This is a genomic window from Stenotrophomonas sp. G4 (genome assembly GCF_003428825.1).
GTDB classification, from domain to species: domain Bacteria; phylum Pseudomonadota; class Gammaproteobacteria; order Xanthomonadales; family Xanthomonadaceae; genus Stenotrophomonas; species Stenotrophomonas indicatrix.
Genome location: NZ_CP031741.1, coordinates 1202176 through 1226548 on the forward strand (window position 1 = coordinate 1202176; position 24373 = coordinate 1226548).

At 66.6% G+C, this 24373-nt stretch carries 21 protein-coding genes; 10 read left to right on the top strand and 11 right to left on the bottom strand.

All coding sequences use genetic code 11. The features are described from left to right. The first annotated feature begins 32 nt into the window (after positions 1-32). The 3 genes from D0Y85_RS05610 (at position 33) to D0Y85_RS05620 (ending at position 4901) form a co-directional block, all read left to right on the top strand. On the top strand, positions 33-668 hold the full coding sequence (locus tag D0Y85_RS05610) for a LysE family transporter (protein ID WP_025873889.1): 636 nt from the start codon (positions 33-35) through the stop codon (positions 666-668). A 163-nt stretch (positions 669-831) separates the two neighbouring features. Next, positions 832-2820, top strand: coding sequence for a S9 family peptidase (locus D0Y85_RS05615; RefSeq protein WP_117309787.1), 1989 nt, complete (start codon positions 832-834; stop codon positions 2818-2820). Between the two features lie 95 nt (positions 2821-2915). Next, positions 2916-4901, top strand: coding sequence for a S9 family peptidase (locus D0Y85_RS05620; protein WP_117309788.1), 1986 nt, complete (start codon positions 2916-2918; stop codon positions 4899-4901). 55 nt (positions 4902-4956) lie between these two features. On the opposite strand, the gene D0Y85_RS05625 is transcribed toward D0Y85_RS05620, so the two are convergent. From D0Y85_RS05625 to D0Y85_RS05635, 3 genes are all read right to left on the bottom strand, one after another. Continuing rightward, positions 4957-6711, bottom strand: coding sequence for an oligopeptide:H+ symporter (locus D0Y85_RS05625; RefSeq protein WP_033830614.1), 1755 nt, complete (start codon positions 6709-6711; stop codon positions 4957-4959). A gap of 97 nt (positions 6712-6808) precedes the next feature. Next, entirely contained in the window at positions 6809-7954 is a 1146-nt protein-coding gene (locus D0Y85_RS05630) for a heparan-alpha-glucosaminide N-acetyltransferase domain-containing protein (RefSeq protein ID WP_117309789.1), read from the bottom strand. A 92-nt stretch (positions 7955-8046) separates the two neighbouring features. Beyond that, a complete protein-coding gene (locus D0Y85_RS05635) occupies positions 8047-8589 on the bottom strand; it encodes a hypothetical protein (RefSeq protein ID WP_240329345.1) in 543 nt (180 codons plus the stop codon). A gap of 277 nt (positions 8590-8866) precedes the next feature. Between D0Y85_RS05635 and D0Y85_RS05640 the strand changes: the two genes are divergently transcribed. From D0Y85_RS05640 to D0Y85_RS05650, 3 genes are all read left to right on the top strand, one after another. Then, positions 8867-10831, top strand: coding sequence for an oligopeptide transporter, OPT family (locus D0Y85_RS05640; protein ID WP_025873881.1), 1965 nt, complete (start codon positions 8867-8869; stop codon positions 10829-10831). Between the two features lie 218 nt (positions 10832-11049). Then, on the top strand, positions 11050-13128 hold the full coding sequence (locus tag D0Y85_RS05645; protein WP_117309790.1) for a S9 family peptidase: 2079 nt from the start codon (positions 11050-11052) through the stop codon (positions 13126-13128). A 129-nt stretch (positions 13129-13257) separates the two neighbouring features. Beyond that, complete coding sequence (locus tag D0Y85_RS05650) at positions 13258-14496, top strand: DUF819 family protein (protein ID WP_117311859.1); 1239 nt, start codon at positions 13258-13260, stop codon at positions 14494-14496. A gap of 85 nt (positions 14497-14581) precedes the next feature. Here the strand turns inward: D0Y85_RS05650 and D0Y85_RS05660 are convergent, their stop codons facing one another. From D0Y85_RS05660 to D0Y85_RS05680, 5 genes are read right to left on the bottom strand one after another with little or no spacing between them, the layout of a single operon-like run. Then, entirely contained in the window at positions 14582-15061 is a 480-nt protein-coding gene (locus tag D0Y85_RS05660) for a hypothetical protein (RefSeq protein WP_117309792.1), read from the bottom strand. A 47-nt stretch (positions 15062-15108) separates the two neighbouring features. After that, positions 15109-15369 (bottom strand): cell division topological specificity factor MinE, encoded by a 261-nt coding sequence (gene minE, locus D0Y85_RS05665; RefSeq protein WP_005408532.1) that lies wholly within the window; start codon positions 15367-15369, stop codon positions 15109-15111. A 2-nt stretch (positions 15370-15371) separates the two neighbouring features. Further along, the gene (gene minD / locus D0Y85_RS05670; protein WP_117309793.1) at positions 15372-16181 is read right to left on the bottom strand and encodes a septum site-determining protein MinD; all 810 of its coding nucleotides are present in this window, start codon (positions 16179-16181) and stop codon (positions 15372-15374) included. 36 nt (positions 16182-16217) lie between these two features. After that, positions 16218-17078, bottom strand: a complete 861-nt coding sequence (minC, locus tag D0Y85_RS05675) for a septum site-determining protein MinC (RefSeq protein WP_117309794.1) — start codon at positions 17076-17078, stop codon at positions 16218-16220. After that, on the bottom strand, positions 17024-17620 hold the full coding sequence (locus D0Y85_RS05680) for a GNAT family N-acetyltransferase (protein ID WP_025873875.1): 597 nt from the start codon (positions 17618-17620) through the stop codon (positions 17024-17026). The genes minC and D0Y85_RS05680 overlap by 55 nt, the downstream gene beginning before the upstream one ends. 150 nt (positions 17621-17770) lie before the next feature. On the opposite strand from D0Y85_RS05680, the gene D0Y85_RS05685 reads away from it, so the two are divergent. The 4 genes from D0Y85_RS05685 to D0Y85_RS05700 all read left to right on the top strand — a co-directional run bounded on the left by D0Y85_RS05685 (position 17771) and on the right by D0Y85_RS05700 (position 21412). Continuing rightward, complete coding sequence (locus D0Y85_RS05685; protein ID WP_025873874.1) at positions 17771-18976, top strand: sensor histidine kinase; 1206 nt, start codon at positions 17771-17773, stop codon at positions 18974-18976. Further along, the gene (locus tag D0Y85_RS05690; protein WP_117309795.1) at positions 18976-19617 is read left to right on the top strand and encodes a response regulator transcription factor; all 642 of its coding nucleotides are present in this window, start codon (positions 18976-18978) and stop codon (positions 19615-19617) included. Before D0Y85_RS05685 ends, D0Y85_RS05690 begins: the two co-directional genes overlap by 1 nt. Positions 19618-19862: 245 nt before the next feature. Next, on the top strand, positions 19863-20936 hold the full coding sequence (locus tag D0Y85_RS05695; protein WP_049467700.1) for an SRPBCC family protein: 1074 nt from the start codon (positions 19863-19865) through the stop codon (positions 20934-20936). Positions 20937-21040: 104 nt separating this feature from the next. Beyond that, positions 21041-21412, top strand: a complete 372-nt coding sequence (locus D0Y85_RS05700; protein ID WP_117309796.1) for a DUF423 domain-containing protein — start codon at positions 21041-21043, stop codon at positions 21410-21412. A gap of 262 nt (positions 21413-21674) precedes the next feature. Here the strand turns inward: D0Y85_RS05700 and D0Y85_RS05705 are convergent, their stop codons facing one another. Genes D0Y85_RS05705 through D0Y85_RS05710 form a run of 3 tightly spaced genes read right to left on the bottom strand, consistent with a single transcriptional unit; the run spans position 21675 to position 24373 of the window. Then, positions 21675-22484 (bottom strand): M15 family metallopeptidase, encoded by an 810-nt coding sequence (locus D0Y85_RS05705; RefSeq protein ID WP_205420738.1) that lies wholly within the window; start codon positions 22482-22484, stop codon positions 21675-21677. 9 nt (positions 22485-22493) lie between these two features. Further along, on the bottom strand, positions 22494-23087 hold the full coding sequence (locus D0Y85_RS20740; RefSeq protein ID WP_205420739.1) for a PH domain-containing protein: 594 nt from the start codon (positions 23085-23087) through the stop codon (positions 22494-22496). Continuing rightward, positions 23084-24373 carry an alpha/beta fold hydrolase gene (locus tag D0Y85_RS05710; protein WP_117309797.1) on the bottom strand — a complete coding sequence of 430 codons (1290 nt, stop codon included), beginning with the start codon at positions 24371-24373 and terminating at the stop codon, positions 23084-23086. Before D0Y85_RS05710 ends, D0Y85_RS20740 begins: the two co-directional genes overlap by 4 nt.

The following is a 24373-nucleotide window of genomic DNA, read 5'->3' on the forward strand; positions in this document are numbered from 1 at the left end:
CTCCCCCCAGGCAAGACAAGGTAGTGAATCCCATGTTCTCGGTCATCTCCGCCAGCACCGGCCTCGGTGCCTGGTTCTCTGGTGCAGCCACCGGCATCGGCCTGTTCGCCGTGGTCGGCGCCCAGAGCGCCTTCATCCTGCGCCAGGGCATCCTGCGCAAGCACATCGTGCCGGTGGTCGCCACCTGTGCGGCCATCGATGCGATCTTCATCTTCGCCAGCGTGGCCGGCCTGCGCACGCTCACCACCGCGCTGCCGTGGCTGACCACCGCCGTCCTCTGGACCGGCGTGGCCTTCCTGGCCTGGTATGCGATGAAGTCGGCACGCCGTGCGATCGCCGGTGGCGGTGGCATGGGCGAAGCCGACAGCGATGACGGCAGCCGTCGTGCGGTGCTGATGGCGGCAGTCGGCTTCTCGCTGATCAACCCGCACTTCTGGCTGGACATGATGGTGATCGGCTCCATCGCCGAGAACTTCGGCAATGCACGCATGGCCTTCGCTGCCGGCGTGGTCACCGCCAGCTGCCTGTGGCTGACCGCGCAGGGCCTGGGCGCGCGCCTGCTGGCGCCGCTGTTCACCAAGCCCAGCACCTGGCGCGTGCTGGACGGCACCATCGCGGTGATCCTCAGCATCCTGGCCCTCACTCTGGCGGTGCGCGGGGTCCATTGACCCGGCGCACGCCCCCCGAACCCACGTCCTTACTCTCTCTCCAAGGTAGTGGCAACGACGGCACCGGCAACGGTGCCGTCGTTTTTTCTGCCCACTGGCGGCGCGCCTGCTTGCCTGCCTAGAATCGAGACTGCGGGCAGGGAGTCCGTTCTCAGGGGGAAGGATGCGCAGGATTGTGCTTGCCGCGCTGCTGTGCGCGGTGGTGGGCGGGACGTCGGCGGGTACCGGCGGGGTGGACCTGGACCGCTACCTGCGGCAGGAAGCATTCGCCGACATCAAGATTTCGCCGGGTGGCGAGTACGTGGCTGCCACGGTTCCGATCGAGGCGGGTACGGCGCTGGCGATCTACCGGATCGCCGACATGAAGATGGTCGGCACCTTCCGCCCACCCCGCAACAACCACGCCCATACCTTCGACTGGGTAAGCAATGAACGCCTGCTGGTGGGGATGGCGCAGAAGCTGGGTGTGCTGGATCGACCGGCGCCCACCGGCGAGCTGTTCGGCATCAACGCCAACGGCAAGGGGGGAGAACTGCTGGTCGGCTACCGCACCGCTGAAACCGGACTGGGCACCAACATCAAGGTCAAGCCTGCGGGAATGGTGGCGGCTTTCCTCACCGACGAGTTGAAGGACGACGATCGCAACGTGCTGGTGGCGGTCACTCCGTTCACCGACAACGCGGCCACCCAGATCGAACGCATGGACGTGAGCACCGGTCGCCGCAACGCGGTCGCGCGCGCGCCGATCGCGCAGGCCGCCTTCACCATCGACGCCCGGGGCGAAGTGCGCTTCGCTTACGGCGTCGGACCTGACCAGAAAAAGAAGCTGTATTACCGCGCGGGTGCCAGCAGCGAATGGATACTGCTGCACGACGAGACCTTGAACCCGCGCAACGAGGCGGCCATCGGCTTCTCGGCCGACGGCCGCCTGGCCTATCTGCAGGTGGAGCAGGCCGAAGGCCCCGACGTGATCGTCAGCTGGGACCCGCAGAGCAACGAGCGGCGAACGGTTCTGCGTGATGAGATCGCCGACCCTGCACGCATCATCCACCGCCCCGGTACGCAGGTGCCGGTGGGCGCGCTGTTCATGGGCACTACCCCACGCACGCGCTTCTTCGATGAGACCTCGGAGGATGCCCGGCTTTATCGCAGCCTGGAAACCGCGCTTGGTGCTCCGGTATACATCACCTCCAGCACCCGCGACGGCAGCACTGTCCTGGTGGAATCCTGGTCGGGCCGCAATCCGGGAGATTTCTACCTGTATGACACGCTGGGCAAGCGCGCCCGGCACCTGATCAGCCGCAGCGACTGGATCGACCCGGCGCAGAGTGCCGACGTACGCGCCATCACCTTGCAGGCCCGCGACGGCCGCCCCCTGCATGGGTTCCTCACCGTGCCACCGGGGGTGCCGATGCGCGCGCTACCGATGGTGGTGGTGCCGCATGGCGGTCCGATCGGGGTCCTGGACGATGGCACGTACTCCACCGAGACGCAGATGCTGGCGGCCGCCGGCTATGCCGTGCTGCAGGTGAATTTCCGTGGCTCGGCCGGTTACGGGCGCGCACATGCGCAGGCTGCGCGCAAACAATGGGGTGCGGCGATGCAGGACGATGTGACCGATGCCACGCGCTGGGCCATCGAGCAGGGAATTGCCGACCGTGAACGCATCTGCATCTATGGGGCCAGCTACGGCGCCTATGCGGCGCTGATGGGGACGGTGCGCGAGCCGGGTCTTTACCGTTGTGCGGCAGGTTACGTTGGCATCTACGACCTGCCCTTGATGTATGCGCGCGGGGATATCCAGAGTGACGAATCCGGGTTGATCTACCTGCGCGAGTGGCTGGGACGGCCCAAGGATCTTGTCGAACGCTCGCCGGTCAACCTGGCCGCGCAGGTTGGTGTGCCGGTGCTGCTGGCCGCCGGCCGCGAAGACCAGCGCGCACCGGTGGTGCATACCGAGCGGATGGAGGCGGCATTGAAGCAGGCCGGAACGCCTGTGCAGGCTCTGTACTACAAGAACGAAGGGCATGGGCTGTACAACCTGGCCAACCAGCGCGACTACTACGGCCACCTGCTGGCGTTCCTGTCGCGCAGCCTGGGCGGAGCAACGGCACAGGTGACGGCCGCTGGCAATGCAGAGAAGGCGCCCTGAGTCCGGCGATGGCGCCCTCGCCACTGGCGGAGCCATCGCGGGCCTGCCTAGAATCGGCGAATCTGGACAGGGTGTCCGGGCAGGGAGGGGGAAGGATGCGCAGGACTGTACTTGCCGCGCTGTTGTGCGCGGTGGTGGGCGGGACGTCGGCGGGTACCGGCGGGGTGGACCTGGAGAAGTACCTGAAACCGGAGTCGTTTTCGAACGTCAAGCTCTCGCCCGGCGGCGAATACGTTGCCGGCACCGTACCGCTGGACGATTCCACCGCGCTGGTCATCCTGCGCACGTCCGACCGCAAGCCTGCCGGCGTGTTCCGCCCGCAGGACAAGAACCACGCCAACACCTTTGAATGGGTGAGCAACGAGCGCCTGCTGGTCGGCCTGGCCGAGAAGCTCGGTGTACTCGATACGCCACAGCCCACCGGTGAACTGTACGGGGTCAACGTCGATGGCAAGGGTGGGGAGCTGCTGGTCGGCTACCGCGTGCAGGGGCGCGGGTTGGGCACGCGCATCCAGCCGAAGAAGGTGGAGGACGTCGCGGCCTTCCTCACCGACGAACTGGCGGGCGACGACCGCAATGTGCTGATCGCGGTATGGCCCTTCGCCGAAGACCCCTACACCCGGGTCGAGCGGCTTGACGTGGTCAGTGGGCGTCGCGTGCGCGTGTCCGGTTCCCCCGTGCAGCGTGCCGATTTCACTACCGATCATCAGGGGGAAGTACGCTTCGCCCACGGCGCAGCGTCGGACAACGTCAACAAGCTCTACTACCGCGCCGGGACCAATGCGCAGTGGTCGCTGGTCAATGACGAGTCGCTGAGCCACCGGATAGAAACCGCAATCGGCTTCTCCGAAGATGGCGCGCTAGCCTATCTGCAGGTCGAGCAGCCCACCGGGCCCGATGCCATCGTCAGCTGGAACCCGCAGACCGGCGAACGGCGCGAGGTGCTGCGTGATGGCGTGGTCGATCCCTACGCGATCATCTTCCGCCCGGGCACCCGCGTGCCGGTGGGCGCGCTGTTTGCCGGCGATGCACCGCGCACGCGCTTCTTCGATGAGAAGGGGGCCGATGCCCGTCAGTACCGCAGCCTTGAAGCGGCGTTCGGCGGCCCGGTGTTCATCACCTCCAGTACCCGCGATGGCGGCAAGGTGGTGGTGCAGACGTGGTCGGGCAGCAACCCCGGGGATTTCTACCTGTTCGACACCCGCGCGAAGGCGGCCGAGCATCTGCTCAGCCGCAGCGAATGGATCGACCCCAAACTGGCCGCCACCGTGCGCCCGTTCTCGCTGAAGGCGCGCGACGGGTTGCCCCTGCACGGCTTCCTGACCCTGCCGCCGGGCAGCGAAGGGCGCAATCTGCCGTTGGTGGTGCTGCCGCATGGTGGCCCCATCGGCGTATTCGATGAGGGCAGCTACAGCAGCGAGCCGCAGATGCTGGCGGCAGCAGGGTATGCCGTGTTGCAGGTCAACTTCCGTGGTTCGGCCAACTATGGCCGCGCGTTCACCCAGGCGGGTGCGAAGCAGTGGGGCGCGGCCATGCAGGACGATGTGACCGACGCCACCCGCTGGGCCATCGCAGAGGGCATCGCCGACCGCAACCGCATCTGCATCTATGGGGCCAGCTACGGCGCGTATGCCGCGATGATGGGGCCGATCCGCGAACCCGGGCTGTACCAGTGCGCGGCCGGCTACGTCGGTGTGTACGACCTGCCGCTGATGTTCAGTGGTGAGGCACAGCTGAGCGATTCAGCCATGGCCTGGCAGCGCGAATGGGTGGGTGATCCGAAGACCCTGGGAGCCCGTTCGCCGGTGAACCTGGCCGCGCAGCTGAAAGTGCCGGTGTTCCTGGCCGCTGGCGGCGAAGACACGCGTGCGCCGGTCAAGCACACCGAGCGTATGGAGGCAGCGCTGAAGGCGGCCGGCTCACCGGTGGAGAGCCTGTACTACCGCACCGAAGGGCACGGTTTCCACCGGCCTGAGCACCAGCGCGAGTACTACAGCAGGCTGCTGGCCTTCCTGTCACGCAGCCTGGGCGGCGGTACCGCAGCGGCCGCAACGTCTTCCGACAAGGGCAGGGCGCCCTGAAACAGACGCGGCGGCCACCGACCTGGTGGCCGCCGCGGTGTCCTGCCGTCGTGCGTTATTTCACCCCGTGCATCATCCGCTTCAACAACGGCGCAGCGATGAAGGCCAGCAACGCGCAGCCCAGGCCGATCCACATCAGCAGCCAGAACAGGTGCGCATAGGCACCGGCCGCGGCGGCCATGTCCAGCGTTTCGCCTTCAGGTACGTCGATCGCCGCCAGCTTGCCGAACAGCGCGGCCAGCGTTTCGGAGAAGGCCGTCGCCAGGAACCAGGTGCCCATCATCAGGCTCATCACCCGGGGCACCGCCAGCTGGGTGACCGCCGACAGGCCGACCGGCGACAGGCACATCTCGCCGCTGGCCAGCAGGAAGTAGGCCAGCACCAGCCACCACACGCTGGCCATCTCGCCGGTGGCACCAACGTGCTGCGCGGCCAGCGCCAGCGGTACGAACGAGAGCGCACCGATCACCAGCCCCCAGGCCGACTTCACCGGCTTGCCCGGTTCCCAGCCGCGGCGGTCCATCCAGGTCCACAACGCGGCGAACGCCGGCGCCAGCAGCACCAGGAACAGGCCGCCGAGGTAGGTCAGCGAACCGGCGGTCTGCGGGATCACCAGGCAGTCGCGCACCAGCAGCACCAGCATCAACGCAACGATGGCGATGAAGAACGTGCGCGGCGCGGACGAGCCGGGGCGACGCTCGGACAGGCGCGCGCTGACCACGAAGCCCAGCGGTGCCAGCAGCAGCGAGAGGATCGACCACGGCAGCGGTGAGCCTTCGCGGATCACCAGCGCAGGCACGATGTCCTTGGTCAGCAGGCGGTCGGTGAAGGTCACCCACGAACCATACGATTGCTCGTACATTGTAAAGAACACCAGCGCCATGAAGATCAGCACCATCAGCGCGACCATCTGCTGGCGCTGCACCGGCGTGCACTGGGTGCCGGTGAACCAGGCGAACCAGACCAGCACGCCGCCCAGCACCACCAGCATCAGCATCAGTGCCAGGCTGATTTCACCGCCAAGCGCGAAGGCACCGTTGCCGGCCGCCCACATCAGCCAGGCCACCGGCAGCACGCCGATCACCGCGCACAGGTAGATCAGCCATTCGCGCGGCAGGCCCAGCACCTTCTGCTTCAAGGTCGCCGGTTGCGGCGGCTCGGCGTGGCCCTGCAGGTATTTCTGGCCCCACAGGAACATCGCCAGGCCGGCCAGCATTCCGATGCCGGCCGCACCGAAGCCGTACTTCCAGCCGTAGACCTCGCCCAGGAAACCGCACACCAGCGAAGAGAACAGGGCGCCCAGGTTGATGCCGGCATAGAACAGCGAGAAGCCCGAATCGCGGCGCGGATCGTCCTGCGGATAGAGCTTGCCGACGATGGTGGAGATGTTCGGCTTGAGGAAGCCGACGCCCATGATGATCAGCGCCAGCGACAGGTAGGTCACGGCCAGTGCCGAGGTGTCGCGCACTACTTCGCCGTTGACCCGGTATGCGGCGTGGCCCTCGAAGGCCATGCCGAGGTGGCCGAGCACCAGCAGGATGCCGCCGAACAGCACTGCCCGGCGCATGCCCAGCCAGCGGTCGGCCAACATGCCGCCGAACACCGGGATGCAGTACACCAGCCCGCCGTAGGCGCCGAGCAGGTCAAGCCCGGCCTTGTCGCCGAACAGGTGGTACTTGGTGAGGTACAGCAGCAGCAGCGCCTTCATGCCGTAGAAGGAGAAGCGCTCCCACATTTCGGTGAAGAAGCAGACGTAGACGCCCTTGGGATGGCCGAGGAAGTCGTCGGAAGCGATAGCCGTGGAATTCATCGCGGAATTATAGGCGTGCGCTGCAGGCGCGCGCCGGGTAGCGCCGGGCCATGCCCGGCGATCCTGTGCAACGCCGGGCATGGCCCGGCGCTACCGTTCACAGGTATCGCAGCCAGGCCAGGTCACGTCGCCGCGCCTTGAACCGCGCGAACGCCAGCGTCGGTGGGTACAGCACCACCGCCAGCGCGCAGGCCACCAGCAGCAGCCCGGCCACCGAGTCCAGCGCATACAGGCAACCGTGGGTCGGGCCCCAGGTCTTCAGGGCCGCCAGGTACAGCAGCTTCAGCACATACAGGTGCAGCAGATAGAAGAACATCGGCGCTGCACCGATATCGGCTAGCGGCCGCAGCGCACGCGCCAGCGGTGGCCACTCATACAGCCGCAACAGCAGCAGGCCCATGCCCAGGGTCAGCAGCAGGAACTGCAGCGAGGGCGGGTACTTGGTGATGTTGAACACGCTCATCCACGTGCGCAGCGTGGTCTGCTGGTACTGCCACGGCGTGTCGCCATAGCCGTTGGCGAAGCGCAGCAGAGCGAAGGCGGCCAGTGCGCCCAGCCCGGACCACAGCAGCCGCTGCCGGCGCTGCTGCGGGTCGCTGCCGGCAGCGAACCACGGCGCCATCAGGTAGCCCAGCGCGATCACCCCGATCCACGGCAGCACGGGGTAGGAGGTACGCAGGCTCAACGGCCCAGCCTCGATCCAGTCGCGCTGGTGCAGCACCTTCCACAGCACTGCCAGAGCGCCGTCGCCCTGCACCCGTACGCCGTCCAGCAGGTTGTGACCGACCACCAGCGTCACCGCCAGAACGGCCAGCACCGGCCGCGGCAGCCACAGCAGGCCGGCCAGCGCGATCATGCTCAGGCCGATCGCCCAGATCACCTGCAGGTATACCGTTTCCGGCGGCCACTGGAAGGTCCAAGCGAGGTTGACCAGGGTCAGTTCCAGCACCACCAGGAACAGGCCGCGCTTGAGCAGGAAAGCCGCAATGGCACGGCGCGGATCGGCATGGCGCTGGCCGTACAGCCAGGCCGACAGGCCGGTCAGCAGCACGAACACCGGCGCGCACAGGTGGGCCAGCAGGCGGCAGGCGAACAGGGCAGGGGATACGGTTGCCGCGTCCATCGGATCGCCGACCTGATACTGCAGGAAGAACGTCTCGCGCACGTGGTCGAGCAGCATCAGCAGCATCACGGTGCCGCGCAACTGGTCGATGGAGGCCAGCCGGGAGGAGGGAGGGGCCACGGGCGCTCAGGTCAATGGCGTGACAGGATATAACATAACAACAAACTGTTTCCAGCACGTGCTGATCGGTGTCGGCGAGCGCGCGCGTCGGCTCAGGGCAGGCAGACCGCAGGACTCCAGCCTAGAGCGTCGTCGTAGCGGACCTGGATTGCGCGCAGGCTGCCGTCGGCGTTCGCCTTCAGGCAGAATCGGGCGCTGTAGAACTGGGTGGCGCCGGTCCTGGTGGCCGACATCGAGACGTCGTACAGGCGTCCAGGCTGCAGCGGCACGGACGTTTGCCTTGCAACGGCGTTGGCTGGTACTTCTCCGTAGAGCACGCACGCTCCGGGTGGAAGCGGGAGTGACGCGGGATAGGCAAACTCGAAAGACCATTGCTGCCGCAGCGGTGGAGTAATCGCGTCATACACCTCCACACCAAACACCTGCGGAGTCTTACCGATACGCTTGCGCTCTTTCTTGGGAAGCCCGAAACAGGGTTTGCCAGCGTGGTCGGTGACCTCGATCGCGCCAACGCGACTCCAGGCAGATGCGTGATCGCAAAGCGGCATCAGGCTGAACAGGGTCGCGATGGCCATGACTGGCGATGTGATCGGGCGGATCCGAAGTGCATTGTTCATAGGGCGGCTCAGCGTCATGCGTCCAGATCGTGAACACGATGCATGGGCAGTTGAGACACTTCAAACTGTGTCGCCTGGAGCGCTGCGGTGGCGGCTGGCCTGGCCCATGCAGGGCAAGGAAACCGCGAGACCCGCTAGCTCCCTGGAATGTGCCTGATGCGCTTGATGCGTTGGCCGAGTTTGGCCAAAAGCGACTATCTCACTGGCCGCCCAGCCGCAACCCTCCCGAACCGCACTGGACTTGCTGCCCCCTGAACGCTAGCGTGACAGGGATTTTTTGCCAGCAGGGGCTTTCATGAACCATGACGCTGCGCCCAAGCAGCTCACTTTCCGCGCGGTGGTCCTGGCCATCGTGCTGGCGGTGGTGCTGTCGGCCGCAAACGCCTACCTCGGTCTGTTCGCAGGCCTGACCATCGCCACCGCGATTCCCGCCGCGGTCATTTCCATGGGCGTGCTGCGCCTGCTGGGGGGCGGTTCGATCCTTGAGAACAACATCGTGCAGACCGGCGCTTCGGCCGGTTCGTCGATCGCCGCCGGTGTGATCTTCACCATCCCCGCGCTGGTGATCATGGGCTACTGGCCGGACTTCAAGTACTGGTGGGTGCTGGGCATCGCCGGTCTCGGTGGCCTGCTGGGCGTACTGTTCTCGGTGCCGCTGCGCCGTTCGATGATCGTCGAAGATCCGCTTCCGTTCCCGGAAGGCAAGGCTGCGGCCGAAGTGCTCAAGGCCGGTGAGAACCCGGGCCCGGGCCTGAAGATCCTCGGCCTGTCGGCGGTGATCGGTGCGTTCGTGAAGCTGGCCGCGGAAAGCGGCATGCGCCTGATCCCGGACGCCTGGGCCACCTCGGCCTATGTCGGCAGCTCCAAGGTCACCGCCTTCATCGGCACCAACCTGTCGCCCGCACTGCTGGGCGTGGGCTACATCGTCGGCCTCAACGTCGGCATCGTGGTGGTGTCCGGCTCGATCCTGACCTGGCACATCGCCATCCCGATCTACCAGGCGTTCTTCATGAACACCGATCCGGCGCTGGCCGCCTCGATCGCCACCGCCTCGTCCACCGAAGCGGCGTTCGCGATCTGGGGCGCGAAGATGCGCTACCTCGGTGTCGGCGCGATGCTGATCGGCGGAATCTGGACCCTGATCTCGCTGCGCAAGTCGCTGCTCAACGGCGTCAAGAGTGGCTTTGCGGCCGCGCGCAAGAGCGGTGGCCCGGTGCTGGCGCACACCGAGCGCGACCTGCCGATGAAGTGGATGCTGGTGGCGCTGGTGGTGTTCACCCTGCCGCTGCTGGCGCTGTACCAGGCCATCGTCGGCCAGTGGCACGTGTCGATCCCGATGACCCTCATCATGATCGTCGCCGGCTTCCTGTTCGTTTCGGTGTCGGCCTACCTGGCCGGCCTGATCGGTTCGTCCAACAACCCGGTCTCGGGCATCACCATCTCCACCATCCTGTTCGCTTCGGCGGTGCTGGTGCTGCTGCTGGGCAAGGATGGCCTGCAGCCGGTCGGTGCCTTCGGTGCGCCGCTGGGTGCGGTGGCCGCGATCATGATCGGTGCGGTGGTGTGCTGTGCCGCCGCCGTCGGTGGCGACAACCTGCAGGACCTCAAGGCCGGCTACATCGTCGGTGCCACCCCGTGGAAGCAGCAGCTGATGCTGGGCATCGGCGCGTTCTCGTGCGCGCTGATCATGGCCCCGGTGCTGAACCTGCTGGCCACCGCCTACGGCATCGGCGTCAAGTCCGAGCTGCACCCGAATGCGCTGGCCGCACCGCAGGCCAACCTGATGGCGTCGGTGGCCAAGGGCCTGTTCGGTGGCGAGCTGCCGTGGACCTTCATCGGCATCGGTGCCGTGGTCGGTGCCGCCATCATCGCGTTCGACAGCTGGCTGAAGTCGCGCAACTCGCGTTTCCGCGTGCCGGTGCTGGCCGCCGCGATCGGCATCTACCTGCCGCTGGAACTGATGGTGCCGATCTTCCTCGGTGGCCTGATCTCCTACCTGGTCGAGCGCTTCCACAAGGTGCGCGCCGATGACGAAGAGGGCCGCGACCGCGTGCACAAGCCGGGTGTGCTGTTCGCTGCCGGCCTGATCACCGGTGAGGCGCTGATGGGTATCGCCATCGCCGTGCCGATCGTGGTCAGCAGCCGTGCCGACGTGCTGGCCGTGCCGTTCCACCTGCCGGCCGCGCAGTGGATCGGCCTGGCCGTGCTGTTCCTGGTCGGCTGGCTGATCTACCGCACCGGCAAGCGCGCCGTGGCGTAAGGAATGGGGGAGTGCCGGCCGCTGGCCGGCAACCCTGGAACCCGTGACGCCCCATGGTTGCCGGCCAGCGGCCGGCACTACCGGTGTCCCCAGCAAACCGCGCTACGGCGCGGTTTGCTTTTTCTGGCGGCAGCTCAGCCACGGCCATGACCGATGGCCTTGGCAGGCCCGGCCGCGCAGGCCTACCATCGGTTTTTTGCCGTCCTGCGGAGACCCCGATGAAACTGCGTCATGCCCTGTTGCCACTGAGCCTGCTGGCTGCCCTGCCCAGCGTCGCCGCTGCCCGTGGCCTGGAAGTCCGCGACATGGTGGCCATGGACCGCGTCTCCGCGCCGGTATTGACCGCCGACGGCGGCACCGTGGTGTTCGCCAAGCGCAGCACCGACGCCAACCTCAAGGCCAGCACCGCACTGTTCGCGCGCAACCTGCGCACCCGCGACGCGGCACCGCCGAAGCAGATCACGCCGGCTGGCTGGAACGTCAACTCCGCGTCGCTGTCGGCCGATGGCCAGACCGTGTACTTCCTCAGCGCCAAGAACGGCAGCCAGCAGCTGTACGCACAGCCGATCAGTGGCGGCGCCCCGCGCCAGCTGACCGACTTCCCGGTGGACGTGGACAGCTACCACGTGTCGCCGCAGGACGACCGCGTGCTGTTCAGCGCCGGCGTGTTCCAGGCCTGTGCGTCGGACCTGGCCTGCACCGAAAAGAAGCTGAAGGACGTGGAAGGCGCCAAGGCCAGCGGCAAGGTCTTTGATTCGCTGTTCGTGCGCCACTGGGATACCTGGAACGACGGCCGCCGCAACACCCTGTTCGTCGCCCCGTTGCCGGCAGCCAAGGCCGGTGCGGTCAAGGGCGCTTCGGCGCTGAGCGCGACCATCGACGGCGATGCTCCGTCCAAGCCGTTCGGTGGCAATGACGATTTCGCCTGGTCGCCGGATGGCAGCAGCGTGGTCGCCAGCATCCGCGTGGCCGGCAAGCAGGAGCCGTGGTCGACCAACTTCGACCTGTACCGCTTCGATGCTGCGGGCAAGCAGGCGCCGGTCAACCTGACCGCGTCCAACCCGGCCTGGGATGCCGGCCCGGTGTTCAGCGGCGACGGCAAGACCCTGTTCTACCGCGCGATGAAGCGCCCAGGCTTCGAGGCGGACCGCTTCGGCCTGATGGCGATGGACCTGGCCAGCGGCAAGACGCGCGAGATCGCGCCGCAGTGGGACCGTTCGGCCGGCGGCATCACCCTGTCCGCCGACGGCGCCAGCATCTACACCACCGCCGACGACCTCGGCGAACACCCGCTGTTCCAGATCGACGTGGCCAGCGGCAAGGCCACCAAGCTGATCGGCGATGGCAGCGTCACCGCTGTCGACGTGGCCGGCAACAGCGTGGCCATCACCCGCAACAGCCTGAAGAGCAACGACCAGGTGCTGGTCGGTCTGCTGCCGGCCGCTGGCGAGCCGATCGGCGCGCTGCGCGCGCTGACCCCGGCCGCTGGCGAAGTGCTGAAGGATGTGAGCTTCGGCGACTACGAGCAGTTCGAGTTCAAGGGCTGGAACAACGACACCGTGCATGGCTATGTGGTCAAGCCGCACAACTACCAGGAAGGCAAGTCCTACCCGGTTGCGTTCCTGATCCATGGCGGCCCGCAGGGCAGCTTCGGCAATGGCTGGAGCTACCGCTGGAACCCGCAGACTTACGCAGGCCAGGGCTACGCTGTGGTGATGATCGACTTCCACGGCTCCACCGGTTACGGCCAGGCCTTCACCGATGCGATCAGCCAGCACTGGGGTGACCGTCCGCTGGAAGACCTGCAGAAGGGCTGGAGCGCGGCGCTGAAGAAGTACGACTTCCTCAACGGTGACAAGGCCTGCGCACTGGGCGCCAGCTACGGCGGCTTCATGGTCAACTGGATCGCCGGCAACTGGAACAGCCCGTTCAAGTGCCTGGTCAACCATGACGGTGTGTTCGACCAGCGCATGATGGGCTATGCCACCGAAGAACTGTGGTTCACCGAGTGGGAGCAGGGCGGTACCCCGTACCAGAAGGCGGCGAACTACGAGAAGTTCAACCCGGTCAACCACGTGGCTGACTGGAAGAAGCCGATCCTGGTGATCCATGGCCAGCAGGACTTCCGCATTCCGGTCGAGCAGGGCCTGGCTGCCTTCACCGCGGCCCAGCGCCAGGGCATCGAGTCGAAGTTCCTGTACTTCCCGGACGAGAACCACTGGGTGCTGAAGCCGAACAACAGCATCCTGTGGCATGACACCGTCAACGCCTGGCTGAAGCAGCACATCGGCGAGTAAGCGATACCGGCGCCGCCCTTGTGGCGGCGCCCGGCTTTCCGGTAGTGCCGGCCGCTGGCCGGCAACTGCACGTTGCGACCTACCTACATGGGGTTGCCGGCCAGCGGCCGGTACTACCAGGATGCCTGCATGCCCTCGACTGCCCTGATCCAGAACGACATCGTCGTCTTCGGCCTGATCGCCGCCACCCTTGGCGCCGTGTTCTGGACCGCTTCGCGCGAGCAGGGCCTGTGGAAGCGCTTCTATACCTTCGTGCCTGCGCTGCTGCTGTGCTATCTGCTGCCGGGCATCTACAACACGTTCGGCCTGATCGACGGGCAGAACACCAAGCTGTACAACCCGGTCGCGCGTGACATCCTGCTGCCGGCGGCGCTGATCCTGCTGACCCTGGCGGTCGACATCAAGGGCATCCTGCGGCTGGGGCCGAAGCTGGTGCTGATGTACCTGGGCGCCTCGGCCAGCATCATGCTGGGTGCGGTGGTCGCGTTCCTGGTCATGCGTGCGATCCATCCGGATACCGTCGCCGGCGATACCTGGGCCGGCATGGCGGCACTGGCCGGCAGCTGGATCGGCGGCGGTGCCAACATGCTGGCCATGCGCGAAGTGTTCGACGTCAACGCAACCACGTTCGGCCAGTTCGCGGTGGTCGATGTGGGGGTTGGCTACGTGTGGATGGCGGCGTTGATCTTCCTGGCTGGGCGCGCGGCGAAGATCGATGCACGCAGCGGTGCCGATACCTCCGCCATCGACGAGCTGAAGGAGCGCATCGCACGCTTCCAGGCCGAGCATGAGCGCATTCCCAGCCTGACCGATCTGATGCTGATCGTGGCGGTGGCCTTCGGTGGCGTCGGTCTGGCCCACGCCATCGGCGCGCCGCTGGCGGCCTGGTTCAAGGTCCACGTCAGCTGGGCATCGCAGTTCAGCCTGGATGCGCCGTTCGTGTGGGTGGTGGTGCTGTCGACCACGCTCGGCCTGGGCCTGAGCTTCACCCGTGCACGTACGCTGGAAGGCGCGGGCGCCTCGCGCCTGGGCTCGCTGCTGCTGTACTTCCTGATCGCCTGCATCGGCATGCAGATGGATCTGCTGGCGCTGCTGGACCGCCCGTGGCTGTTCCTGCTCGGCATCATCTGGATCAGCGTGCACATCGTGCTGCTGTGGTGCCTGGGCAAGCTGTTGAAGGTGCCGTTCTTCTACTTCGCCATCGGTTCGCAGTCGAACATCGGCGGCCCGGCCTCGGCACCGGTGGTGGCCGCTGCGTTCCATCCAGCGTTGGCGCCGGTAGGCGTGCTGCTGGGCACGATGGGCTATGCCACCGGCACCTATCTGGCGTATGTGGTCGGCATCACCCTGCGCGCGCTGGCCACGTGACCCACGGTAGCGCCGGGCCATGCCCGGCGAACCGCATCGCGGCGGATGTGCATGCCGCCGGGCATGGCCCGGCGCTACCGATGCGTCATGCCACCGGCAACCCGCGTTCGATCAGCCAGGCCTTTGCGTCTTCGGCGTCCTGCTCGAACCACGCCTTCGTCGACCCCAGCCGATAGGTATACCCCCACGCATCCATGTCGGCCATCAGCCGCTCACTGCCGACACCGGGCAGGTGCCCGGCCAGCACGATCTGCAGGTAGCAGGTGGCGTCTTCTTCGGGCACCGAATCGGTGGCGTCGGTATGCACCTGCGCGCGCCGCTCCGGTGGCAGCACGATCAGGTGGCAGGCCTCGTGCAGCATTGAATGCACCGGCGTGTCATCGCGCACGTAGACGTCGCTGGCGATGATGCCCGCCTCGGGCTCGCCCCAGTAACTGCCCGGGATCGGCTCGCCGGCCGCCACCCGATGCAGGCGCAGCGCGTGCGCGGCGAGCAGGCGCTGGGCATCGGCGAAGGCGATGTCGCCGACGCGGGTAACGTTCGGTTCGGGCGTGGTATCCGTCATGTGGGTCAGGCAGCCCCGCCCATGCAGGCACGGGCGGGGCAGGGGGTTCAGGGTTTGTCCGGGCCTTCAGGCAGCGCCACGGAGATGTCCAGCACGTCGTGCTGGCCATCCTTGACCAGGTCCACCTTCACTGCATCGACGTCGATGTTGACGTACTTCTTGATCACTTCCAGCAGTTCGCGCTGCAGCAGCGGCAGGTAGTCAGGACCGCCACGGTGGCTGCGCTCCTGCGCGATGATGATCTGCAGGCGGTTCTTGGCGGTTTCGGCGGTGGTCTTCTTCGCTTTGAGGAAATCAAACAGGCCCATGCTTACCCTCCGAACAGCTTGCTGAAGAAGCCCTTCTTCTCGACGTTGGTGAAGCGCATCGGGCGTTCTTCGCCGAGGATGCGTGCGACGGCGTCGTCATAGGCCTGGCCGGCAGCGGATTCGCCATCCAGGATGACCGGCTCGCCCTTGTTGGAGGCATTGAGCACGTCACCCGATTCGGGGATCACGCCGATCGCCTTCAGGCCAAGGACCTCCTCGACGTCGGCGATGCTGAGCATCTCGCCGCTTTCCACGCGCACCGGGGTGTAGCGGGTCAGCAGCAGGAAGGCCGGCACGTCCTGACCGGATTCGGCCTTGTGGGTCTTCGAATCGAGCAGGCCGATGATGCGGTCCGAGTCGCGTACCGAGGACACTTCCGGGTTCACCACCACCACCGCACGGTCGGCGAAGTACATCGCCAGGAAGGCGCCCTTCTCGATGCCGGCCGGGGAGTCGCAGATGATGTATTCAAAGCCGTCGGCGGCCAGGTCCTTCAGGACCTTGCCGACGCCTTCCTGGGTCAGTGCATCCTTGTCGCGGGTCTGCGAGGCAGCCAGCACGAACAGGTTGTCAAAGCGCTTGTCCTTGATCAGGGCCTGCTTGAGGGTGGCTTCGCCATGCACGACATTCACGAAGTCGTACACCACGCGGCGTTCGCAGCCCATGATCAGGTCGAGGTTGCGCAGGCCGACGTCGAAGTCGATCACCGCCACCTTCTTGCCACGCCTTGCCAGGCCGCAGGCCAGGCTTGCGCTGGAAGTGGTCTTGCCGACGCCGCCCTTGCCGGAGGTGACTACGATGATTTCAGCCAAAGGACTTCTCCTGATGATTCTGTTTGAGGTGCTGCATCAGTCCAGCGCAGCGATCTTGATCTGGTCCTGTTCCAGCCACACCTGCACGGCCTTGCCGCGCAGGGTTTCCGGTACATCGTCCAGTACCTTGTAGTGGCCTGCAATGGCGACCAGTTCCGCATGGAAATCACGGCAGAAAATACGTGCCGCGGTGTTGCCCTGGGCCCCCGCCAGCGCACGGCCGCGCAGGGTTCCGTAGATATGGATGCTGCCATCGGCGATGACCTCGGCGCCGGCGCCGACGGTGGCCATCACGGTCAGGTCGCAGTTTTCCGCGTACAGCTGCTGGCCCGAGCGAACATTGCCCAGCTGCATGCGGCCAGGCTGTGGCGCGGCCGTATCGGCAGCCTTGCCCATCGGCGTGGCCGGCGCCGGCGCCGGCGCGGCCTTCGCTTCGGCGCGCGTGGCACGGCGCGGTTCCGGTGCGGGTGCCGGCGGCGGGGCAGGTTCTGCCTCGGCGCGCTCATACTGGGCGCGGAACTTGGCCAGCAGCGGCAGGCCGAGCTGCTGCGAGAGCAGGTCGACCGCACTGGTGCCATAGGCCAATGCCACCGGCAGTACGCCGGCAACGCGCAGGCCATCGACCAGCGCCTGCGCCGTTGCCACGTCGGGCACCTGGCTGAGGCCGCCGAAGTCCAGGATCACCGCCGCACGGCCGAACAGCTTCGGCGCACGGCTCACCCGCTCCTGCATTTCCTGCACGAGGCGTTCAACATCGAGGGTGCGGATGCGCAGGTTGGCGATGCCCACCTGGCCGATCTTCAGTTCACCGGCCTGTTCGTAATCGAAATTCACTGCCACGCTCAGGTCCCCGTCGACCGCTGTGCCTGCGCCGGCAGCTGCCGGTCGCGCGCCCATGCAACATCAGGCAGCTTGCCGCCATAGGTTTCATTCACCCACGGGAAGCTGCACAGTTCCTTGGCCAGCATGCTGGCGCGCACGTCCACCTGCGGCATGGTGTTCTGGCCCAGCTCGCGGAAGCCGAAGCTGCCGTGGAACAGCAGGGCGGCATCGGCGCCGTGGTCCAGGAACACCTCGCAGGTCATCTGCGGGTAGCGCAGCTCGGCGAAGCTCTGGGCGTCGGCGTAGAACGCACGGCCGACGCCACCACCGCGACGGCGGCTGGCGACCACGATGCGGTCGATATAGAAGAAGGGGGTGTCCAGGTGTTGCTTGAACCAGGCGAAATTGCTGCTGTCGTGCTGGCTGTCGCTGCCGAAGCCGATCAGGAAGCCGGCCAGGTTGCCGTCGCGCTCGGCGACGCGGAAATATTCAGCGGTTGCATAGAACAGGCGCAGGCGCTCTGCATCCAGCGGAAGGATGGCCAGGCCAGCATTGTTGTTCAAAGCCAGGACGGAATCGAGCTCGTGCTCGCGCACGTCGCGGATGACAATCGACATTGTGACTCCGTGGGGTAACGCGGTTGGTCCCATGTACGGACCCTGCGCATGATTATTGCATGCCCGGGGTGGGCTGCGGCATGAACAGGGGACCGCACCGAACATGACTTTATGCCCTTGGGCCCTGACGCGCACAGGCTACGATGGGCCATGCTGGCCCGACTCAACCACAATGCGATGCTGCGCTACTCCGGGTTGTTCACCTGGGGCACCGTCGGCCTTTGGCTTGCGATCTACCTGATCGATCCGGTGTCGCTGACACTGGAAAGCCTGGACGGCGAGGCCGGCTTCCGGATCATTCCCTGGGCCTCGGCCTACCTGGCCTTCGGCTTCGTGTACTGGGTGCTGACGCGCTCGCTGGGCGAAAGCCGGCCCGGCTTCTTCGACCATGCCGCGCTGATCCTGCTGACGGCCTGCGCGATCGGCGTGAGCTATTTCTCCGGCACCGCGCTGGGCAGCATCCTGCTGATGGTGGTGGCCGGCCTGCTGCCATGGCTGCTGGGCCCGCGCATCGGGGTGGTGTGGCTGGTGGCCAGCAACCTGGCCGTGCTGCCGGTCTACATCCAGCCGCTGGGCTTCCCGCCGGTCATCGCCGTGCTGCAGGCCGTCGGCTACATGGGCTTTTCCAGCTTCGTGTTCGTGATCGCGCTGGTGGCGCGCCGCCAGGCCGAAGCGCGCGAGGAGCAGCGCCGGCTGAATGCAGAGCTGCGCGCCACCCGTGCGCTGCTGGCCGAAAGCGCGCGGGTGAACGAGCGCACCCGCATTTCGCGCGAACTGCATGATCTGCTGGGTCATCAGCTGACTGCGCTGACCCTGAACCTGGAAGTGGCCGGCCACCTCGCCGAGGGCCAGGCGCTGGAGCACGTGAAGCGCTCGCATGCGCTGGCCAAGCTGCTGCTGGGCAACGTGCGCGAGGTGGTCAGCCAGCTGCGCGAGACCGGCGCCATCGACCTGGCCGCCGCCCTGCGCCCGCTGACCGAGCACGTGCCGTCGCTGGACATCCAGCTGGAGATCGAGGAGCCGCTGAACGTGGAAGACCCGCAGCGGGCCCACGTGCTGCTGCGCTGCACCCAGGAGATCATCACCAACACGGTGCGCCATGCCGGCGCCCGCCACCTGTGGCTGCGGGTGTACCGTGAGGTCCCTGACCAGGTCGTGGTGGAGGCCCGCGACGACGGCGTCGGGGCGGAAACGGTCAATGTGGGCAATGGTTTGCGCGGCATGCGCGAACGCCTGCAACAATGTGGAGGCCAGCTGCAGGTGGAGACCCGCCCCGGCGAGGGCTTCCGGCTGCGGGCGACGGTACCGGCAACGGTGCTGGCGGCCCTTACCCAGGTTCCTGAAGGAGTGCGTTGATGATTCGCGTCTGCCTGGTCGACGACCAAACCCTGGTGCGGCAGGGGATCCGCTCGCTGCTGGCGCTCGACGACGGCATCGAAGTGGTGGCCGAGGCTGCCGATGGCCGCCAGGCGGTCGAACTGATCCCGCAGATCCGCCCGGACGTGGTCCTGATGGACATGCGCATGCCGGTGATGTCCGGGCTGGAGGCGCTGCAGGTGCTGTCACGGCAGGAACAGCTGCCGCCGACCATCATCCTGACCACCTTCGACGATGACCAGCTGGTGCTGGCTGGGCTCAAGGCCGGTGCCAAGGGCTACCTGCTCAAGGACGTGACCCTGGCGCAGCTGGTCGGGGCGATCCGCACGGTGGCCGAGGGCGGTTCGCTGGTGCAGCCGGCGGTGACCCAGCGTCTGCTGTCCGGGCTGGAGCACATGCGCAACGATTTCGTCAGCCTGGACCGGCCCGACCCGCTGACCGACCGTGAAACCGAGATCCTGCGGCTGATGGCCAGCGGTTTCTCCAACAAGGAGATCGCCAATTCGCTGGGGGTCGCCGAGGGCACGATCAAGAATCATGTGTCCAACATCCTCTCCAAACTGGGCGTGCGCGACCGTACCCGTGCGGTCCTGAAAGCGTTTGAACTCCAGCTGGTGTGAGGAAAATCCTTTAGCGACAAAGACTTGGCATGCAGCCTGGGCCCGGATTCACGATTGTCCCCCACTTGCCCCCTACATGCCGGGTACGCGGATGCGTTACCCTTCGAATTCTTTGTGCATACAAATGCGCAGCCGGCACGGAAACCGGTGCGCCAATCCCGATAACCAATGCCCGCGAAGCCTGCTAGGATTGGCGCTTCGCTTCAATCAACCCGGCCGTGGGATCGGCCCCGGAGACTCTCTGAATGACCCGTATTATCGAGTTCCTGATCGCCTTGGGGATCGTGGCTGGCCTGTTCGTCATCATTGGCGTCTGTCTGCCGGGCGAGCGTCACATCACCGAAAGCATCGAGACCAACCGCAAGATGACGATCGTGTACGACACGGTCAGCAGTCTGCGCCGCTTCAAGGACTGGAACCCGCTGGTACTGCGCGATCCCGCCGTTGAACTGAAGCTGTCCGGCCCGGCCTCCGGTGTCGGTGCCACTCTCGACTACACCTCCAAGGACCTGGGCACCGGTTCCTGGAAGGTGACCGAAGCCGAAGAGAACAAGCGTGTTGTGATCGCCGTCGACGATGCCTCCAAGGGTCACGACAAGGTCACCACCTTCACCCTGGAGCCGACCGGCAAGGGCGGTCGCAACGTCAAGATCACCCAGGACTACTCGGTGAAGTATGGCTTCGACCTGTTCGGCCGCTACGCAGGCCTGTATGTCAGCCGCCAGATCGGCGATGACATCAAGATGGGTCTGTCGCGCCTGGCGAACATGCTGGCCACCGTGCCGAATGTCGACTACCGCACCTCCGAAGCCCCGCTGACCGATCTGGGCATCGTCGATGTCCCGGCCGAAGACCTGCTGGTCGTCACCGCCGGTAATGTCGACCGTGGCCAGGATTCCATCACCAAGTCCATCAAGGACAACCAGGAGTGGATCAAGCGCGTGATCGAGGCCAATGGCCTGGAAGCCGCCGGTCCGCTGCGTATCATCACCACCGATTTCGGTGCTGAGAAGTACGCCTTCGACATCGCCCAGCCGGTGAAGAAGAAGGGTGCCGAAGGCGTGCCGGCCGAACAGCTGACCGTCAAGATCGACGGTGGCGCTCCGGTCAAGTACGTCCGCGTGGCTCCGCACCGTTCGGCGCATGCGGCCTACACCGGTCACATGGCAGGCCTGGACGTTGCCCGCAGCGCCCTGCGCGCCTGGGCCGTGACCTCGGGCAACGAAGTCATCGATCGTCCGTACGAAACCTGGAAGGACGGCGTGGACAAGTCGTTCACCCCGGAAGCGACGTACGACATCTACTGGGCCGTCAAGTAAGCCTCGGCCGACCCATGTAACGTTGGACACGAAAACGCGCCGCTTCCTGCGGCGCGTTTTTTTTCATCCCGAGCCCGGTGTCGGGCATTGCGCAAGGAGCTGTCATGTTCAATTCCGAACGACGCGCGCGTAAACCTTCGTTGCTGGCCTGCCTGGGCGCGCTGCTGGCAGCGGCCTCGGTCGGTCTATCCGCCTATGCCGCGCACGGCGTGTCCGATCCGCTGGCGCAGCAGCACCTGAACATGGCGGCGTTGTACGCCTTTGCCCACGGAGCGGTACTGGCTGCTCTCGGCCCGCGCGCGCAGGGCGCGATCGCGCATCTGGCGTTGTACGTGTTGCTGCTGGGCGTGCTGCTGTTCTCCGGCAGCCTGGTGGGCGGTGCGCTGTGGCAGTGGCCGACCCGGCTGGCGCCGGTAGGTGGCACCACGCTGATGGCCGGGTGGGTACTGCTGGCGATCAACGCGCTGCGGCGCTAGCCGCAACGCCCAAGCACTGGTAGCGCCGGGCCACGCCCGAGGTCGAGCGCAGCGACCCGCGTCTGCCTTTGCTTTTTTGTTTGTTCAATTCCGTGGCGGACGCACGCGGAAACTGTCCGTGGCCGGGAGGATGGGCGGCGCAGGGGCGTAAGCGCCATGGATGGCGCGCCCGAGCTTACATGGACGTACTTGCAGCGGCCCCTGCGCCGCCCATCCTCCCGGCCAGCCCGAGGACGGCAGTCGGGCAGCCGCCACGAGGGGCTCAGCCGTTGGCCGGTGTCCAGCACCAGTGCCACGGTTCGTAGACGATCCCATGCGGGTTGTCACGTGGATAGCTCAGATGGAACCCGTGCGCCGCGGCATTGGCCTGCAGCCACGCAAACGCAGCCGTCGCCTCGAAGGTCTCCTCTGCCGGCGCATCCCCCGGTGTGCCGATGTCCAGCGCGTGACCACTGTGGTGTTCGCTGAAACCAGGGGCGGCATTGACCTTCAGGATCTGCGGCACGCTCTGCCCGCGCGCCAGCTTGCGTTCGAAAATGCCGAGCTGATACGCATGGCTGCGGAAGCCGGAGATCGCGTCCAGTGCAACTCCATCCCGTGCGGCATGCAGGCGCATCCGTCGCCAGCCCTGCGCGGCACCGCGGCGCAGCCACAACGGGCGCGCGAAGCGATCACGTCCGGCCAAGTGCAGCACGCACGGCTCGGCTTCCAGTGCCAGCCCGCTGTCGTGCGCATAGCGCTGTGCATCCAGGCCCAGCTGCTGCAGGCGCTGCTGCAGGCCAACCAGCGGCAGCCACTGGTCTTCCAGTGCAGCGCCGAACGGTCGTGACCGTGGGCCATCCAGCAGGGCCAGCGCGTCCTCCACGCCCGGCTCGCGTGGCAGGCGCGGCACCAGCGAGTGCACACCGTGCGCCAGTACCGCCGCCAGGTAGCGGCCATCGCGCTTGCGCCGCAGTACCCATTGCGCGCGGGCCAGCAGGCGGGCGTCGAGATTGCTGCGCGCGCGCAGCAGCGGCGCAGGCCACAGTTCGACGGTCTCGGTATTGATCAACAGCGGAGTGCTACGGTGCATCGATCCAGCTTACTGCCGTGGCGCCGTGGCGGCCACCTTGCGCAGCGCCTCGAGCAGGGCCTGCGGGCGCTCCAGGCTGAGCAGCAGGGTGCTGCCGCCGCGCACCGGAATGACCAGCGTGCGTGCGCGGTCGGTGACCAGGGCAAAGCCCTTGCCGCCCCCCTGCAGGCGGAAGTGCCCGGAGTAGAAGCCGGGCATGCTGTAGCCGTTGGTCTTGAAACGGATGCCATAGCGGCGATCACGGCTCAGGTCGACCACCTCGGCCTGGTCCAGCAGCAGGTCGGCCACCGGCGTGCGGCGACGGTACAACGTCGAACGCACGTCCAGCACATTGCCTGCCAGCTCCACCCGGCGACGGAAGAACGCCCAGCCCAGGCCGATGCCCATCAGTAGGATCACCGCCAGGCTCCATGCCGCGCTGCCGCCCATCAGGAAGAACGGCGGCGACAGGGTGACCTCCACCCAGGGAGCATCGCTGCGATTGTCGTGCAGCTGTGCCCACATGCCCACGCCCAGTACCGCCAGCACTGGCAGCAGCACCCACAGCACCCGCAGCGAAGAACTCTCGGCAACCTCGAACGGGCGTGCATCACTGCCGCTCATCGCTGCGCCTCCACCCAACGCGCCACGTCATCGATCAGCTGCCCATCGACGTGGCCCGGCTGCGCGTATTCCTTCAATGAACTGGGGCCGCTGCCGGCGATGCCGATGTGGTTGAGGGCAGGGTAGGCCTTCCATTGCACGTCCCGGCGATCGGCCAGGGCTTTTTTCCACAGTGCCCAATCCGTTTCCGGTACCTGGAAGTCGCGGCCCCCGTGCAGCATCAGCAGTGGTTTTTTCAGTGCCACCGCGTCGCCGCGTGCGTTCACCGCTTCGATGCTTTTCCAGAACGTCTGCGGCACGCCCAATGGCAGTTCGCTGGCTGGCACAGGAGTTTCGCTGCGGGCCGCAGCGATCTGCGCGTCGAGCTTGTCCAGGAACGCTTGTTCCGGTGCGCTGATCGAGCCGTCCAGCGACAGCAGGTAGCGGTTCTGCTCCGGCAGCAGTTCAAGCAAAGTGCGCGCCGGTGCGGCCCACAGGATTGCGCCGCGCGCCTGTGGCCAGCGGCTGGCGATGCGCGGGGCGAGCATGCCGCCCTGGCTGTGGCCGAGCACGAAGATCCGCTTGCCGTCGATGCGTGGGTCCGCCGCCAACGCGCTCAACGCTGCGATGGCATCGTCGGTGGTCTCGTCATCAACGTTGAAGCGGCCGCTCTGGAAGTCCTGGGGGCGGGCATGGGTGCGCTTGTCGTAGCGCAGCACGGCGATGCCCTGGGCAGCCAGGCCGCGGGCGATGTCCAGGAACGGACGGTTGCCACCGATGGTTTCGTCGCGATCCTGTGGGCCGGAGCCGTGCACCAGCACTACCGCCGGGAACGGTCCTTTGCCCTTGGGCAGGGACAAGGTGCCGGGCAGCGCACCGCGTGCCTGTGGCACGCTGAAATCGGCCTCGCTGTAGCTCGCGTCGGATGGCGGTGGCGGCGCCTTGGCGGCCGGGGCCGGGCGCAGCAGCAGGCCAGCCACTTGGTCCTGCCCGTTCACCGCCACCTGCGCGATCACCGCACCGCTGGCGAACTGCAGCGGTACTTCCACCAGGTGCAGGCCCTGCTGCTCACTGCTGTGCGCCGGGCCGCGCTGCTTCAGTTCACCCAGCGACTGCCACAGGCCCTGCAGCTTGTCGGCAGGCACGGCTGCGGCCATCTGCGGGGTCAGCATGGCCTCGGCATCGGCGGTGCGCCCTGCCTGCAGGTGATCGAGCAGGCGTGCCGCGACCTGCTGCGGTTCGCCAGCGGATGTGCTGGCGGACAACAGGGCAAGGGAAACAGCAAGCAACGAGCGGCGTGCACTCAT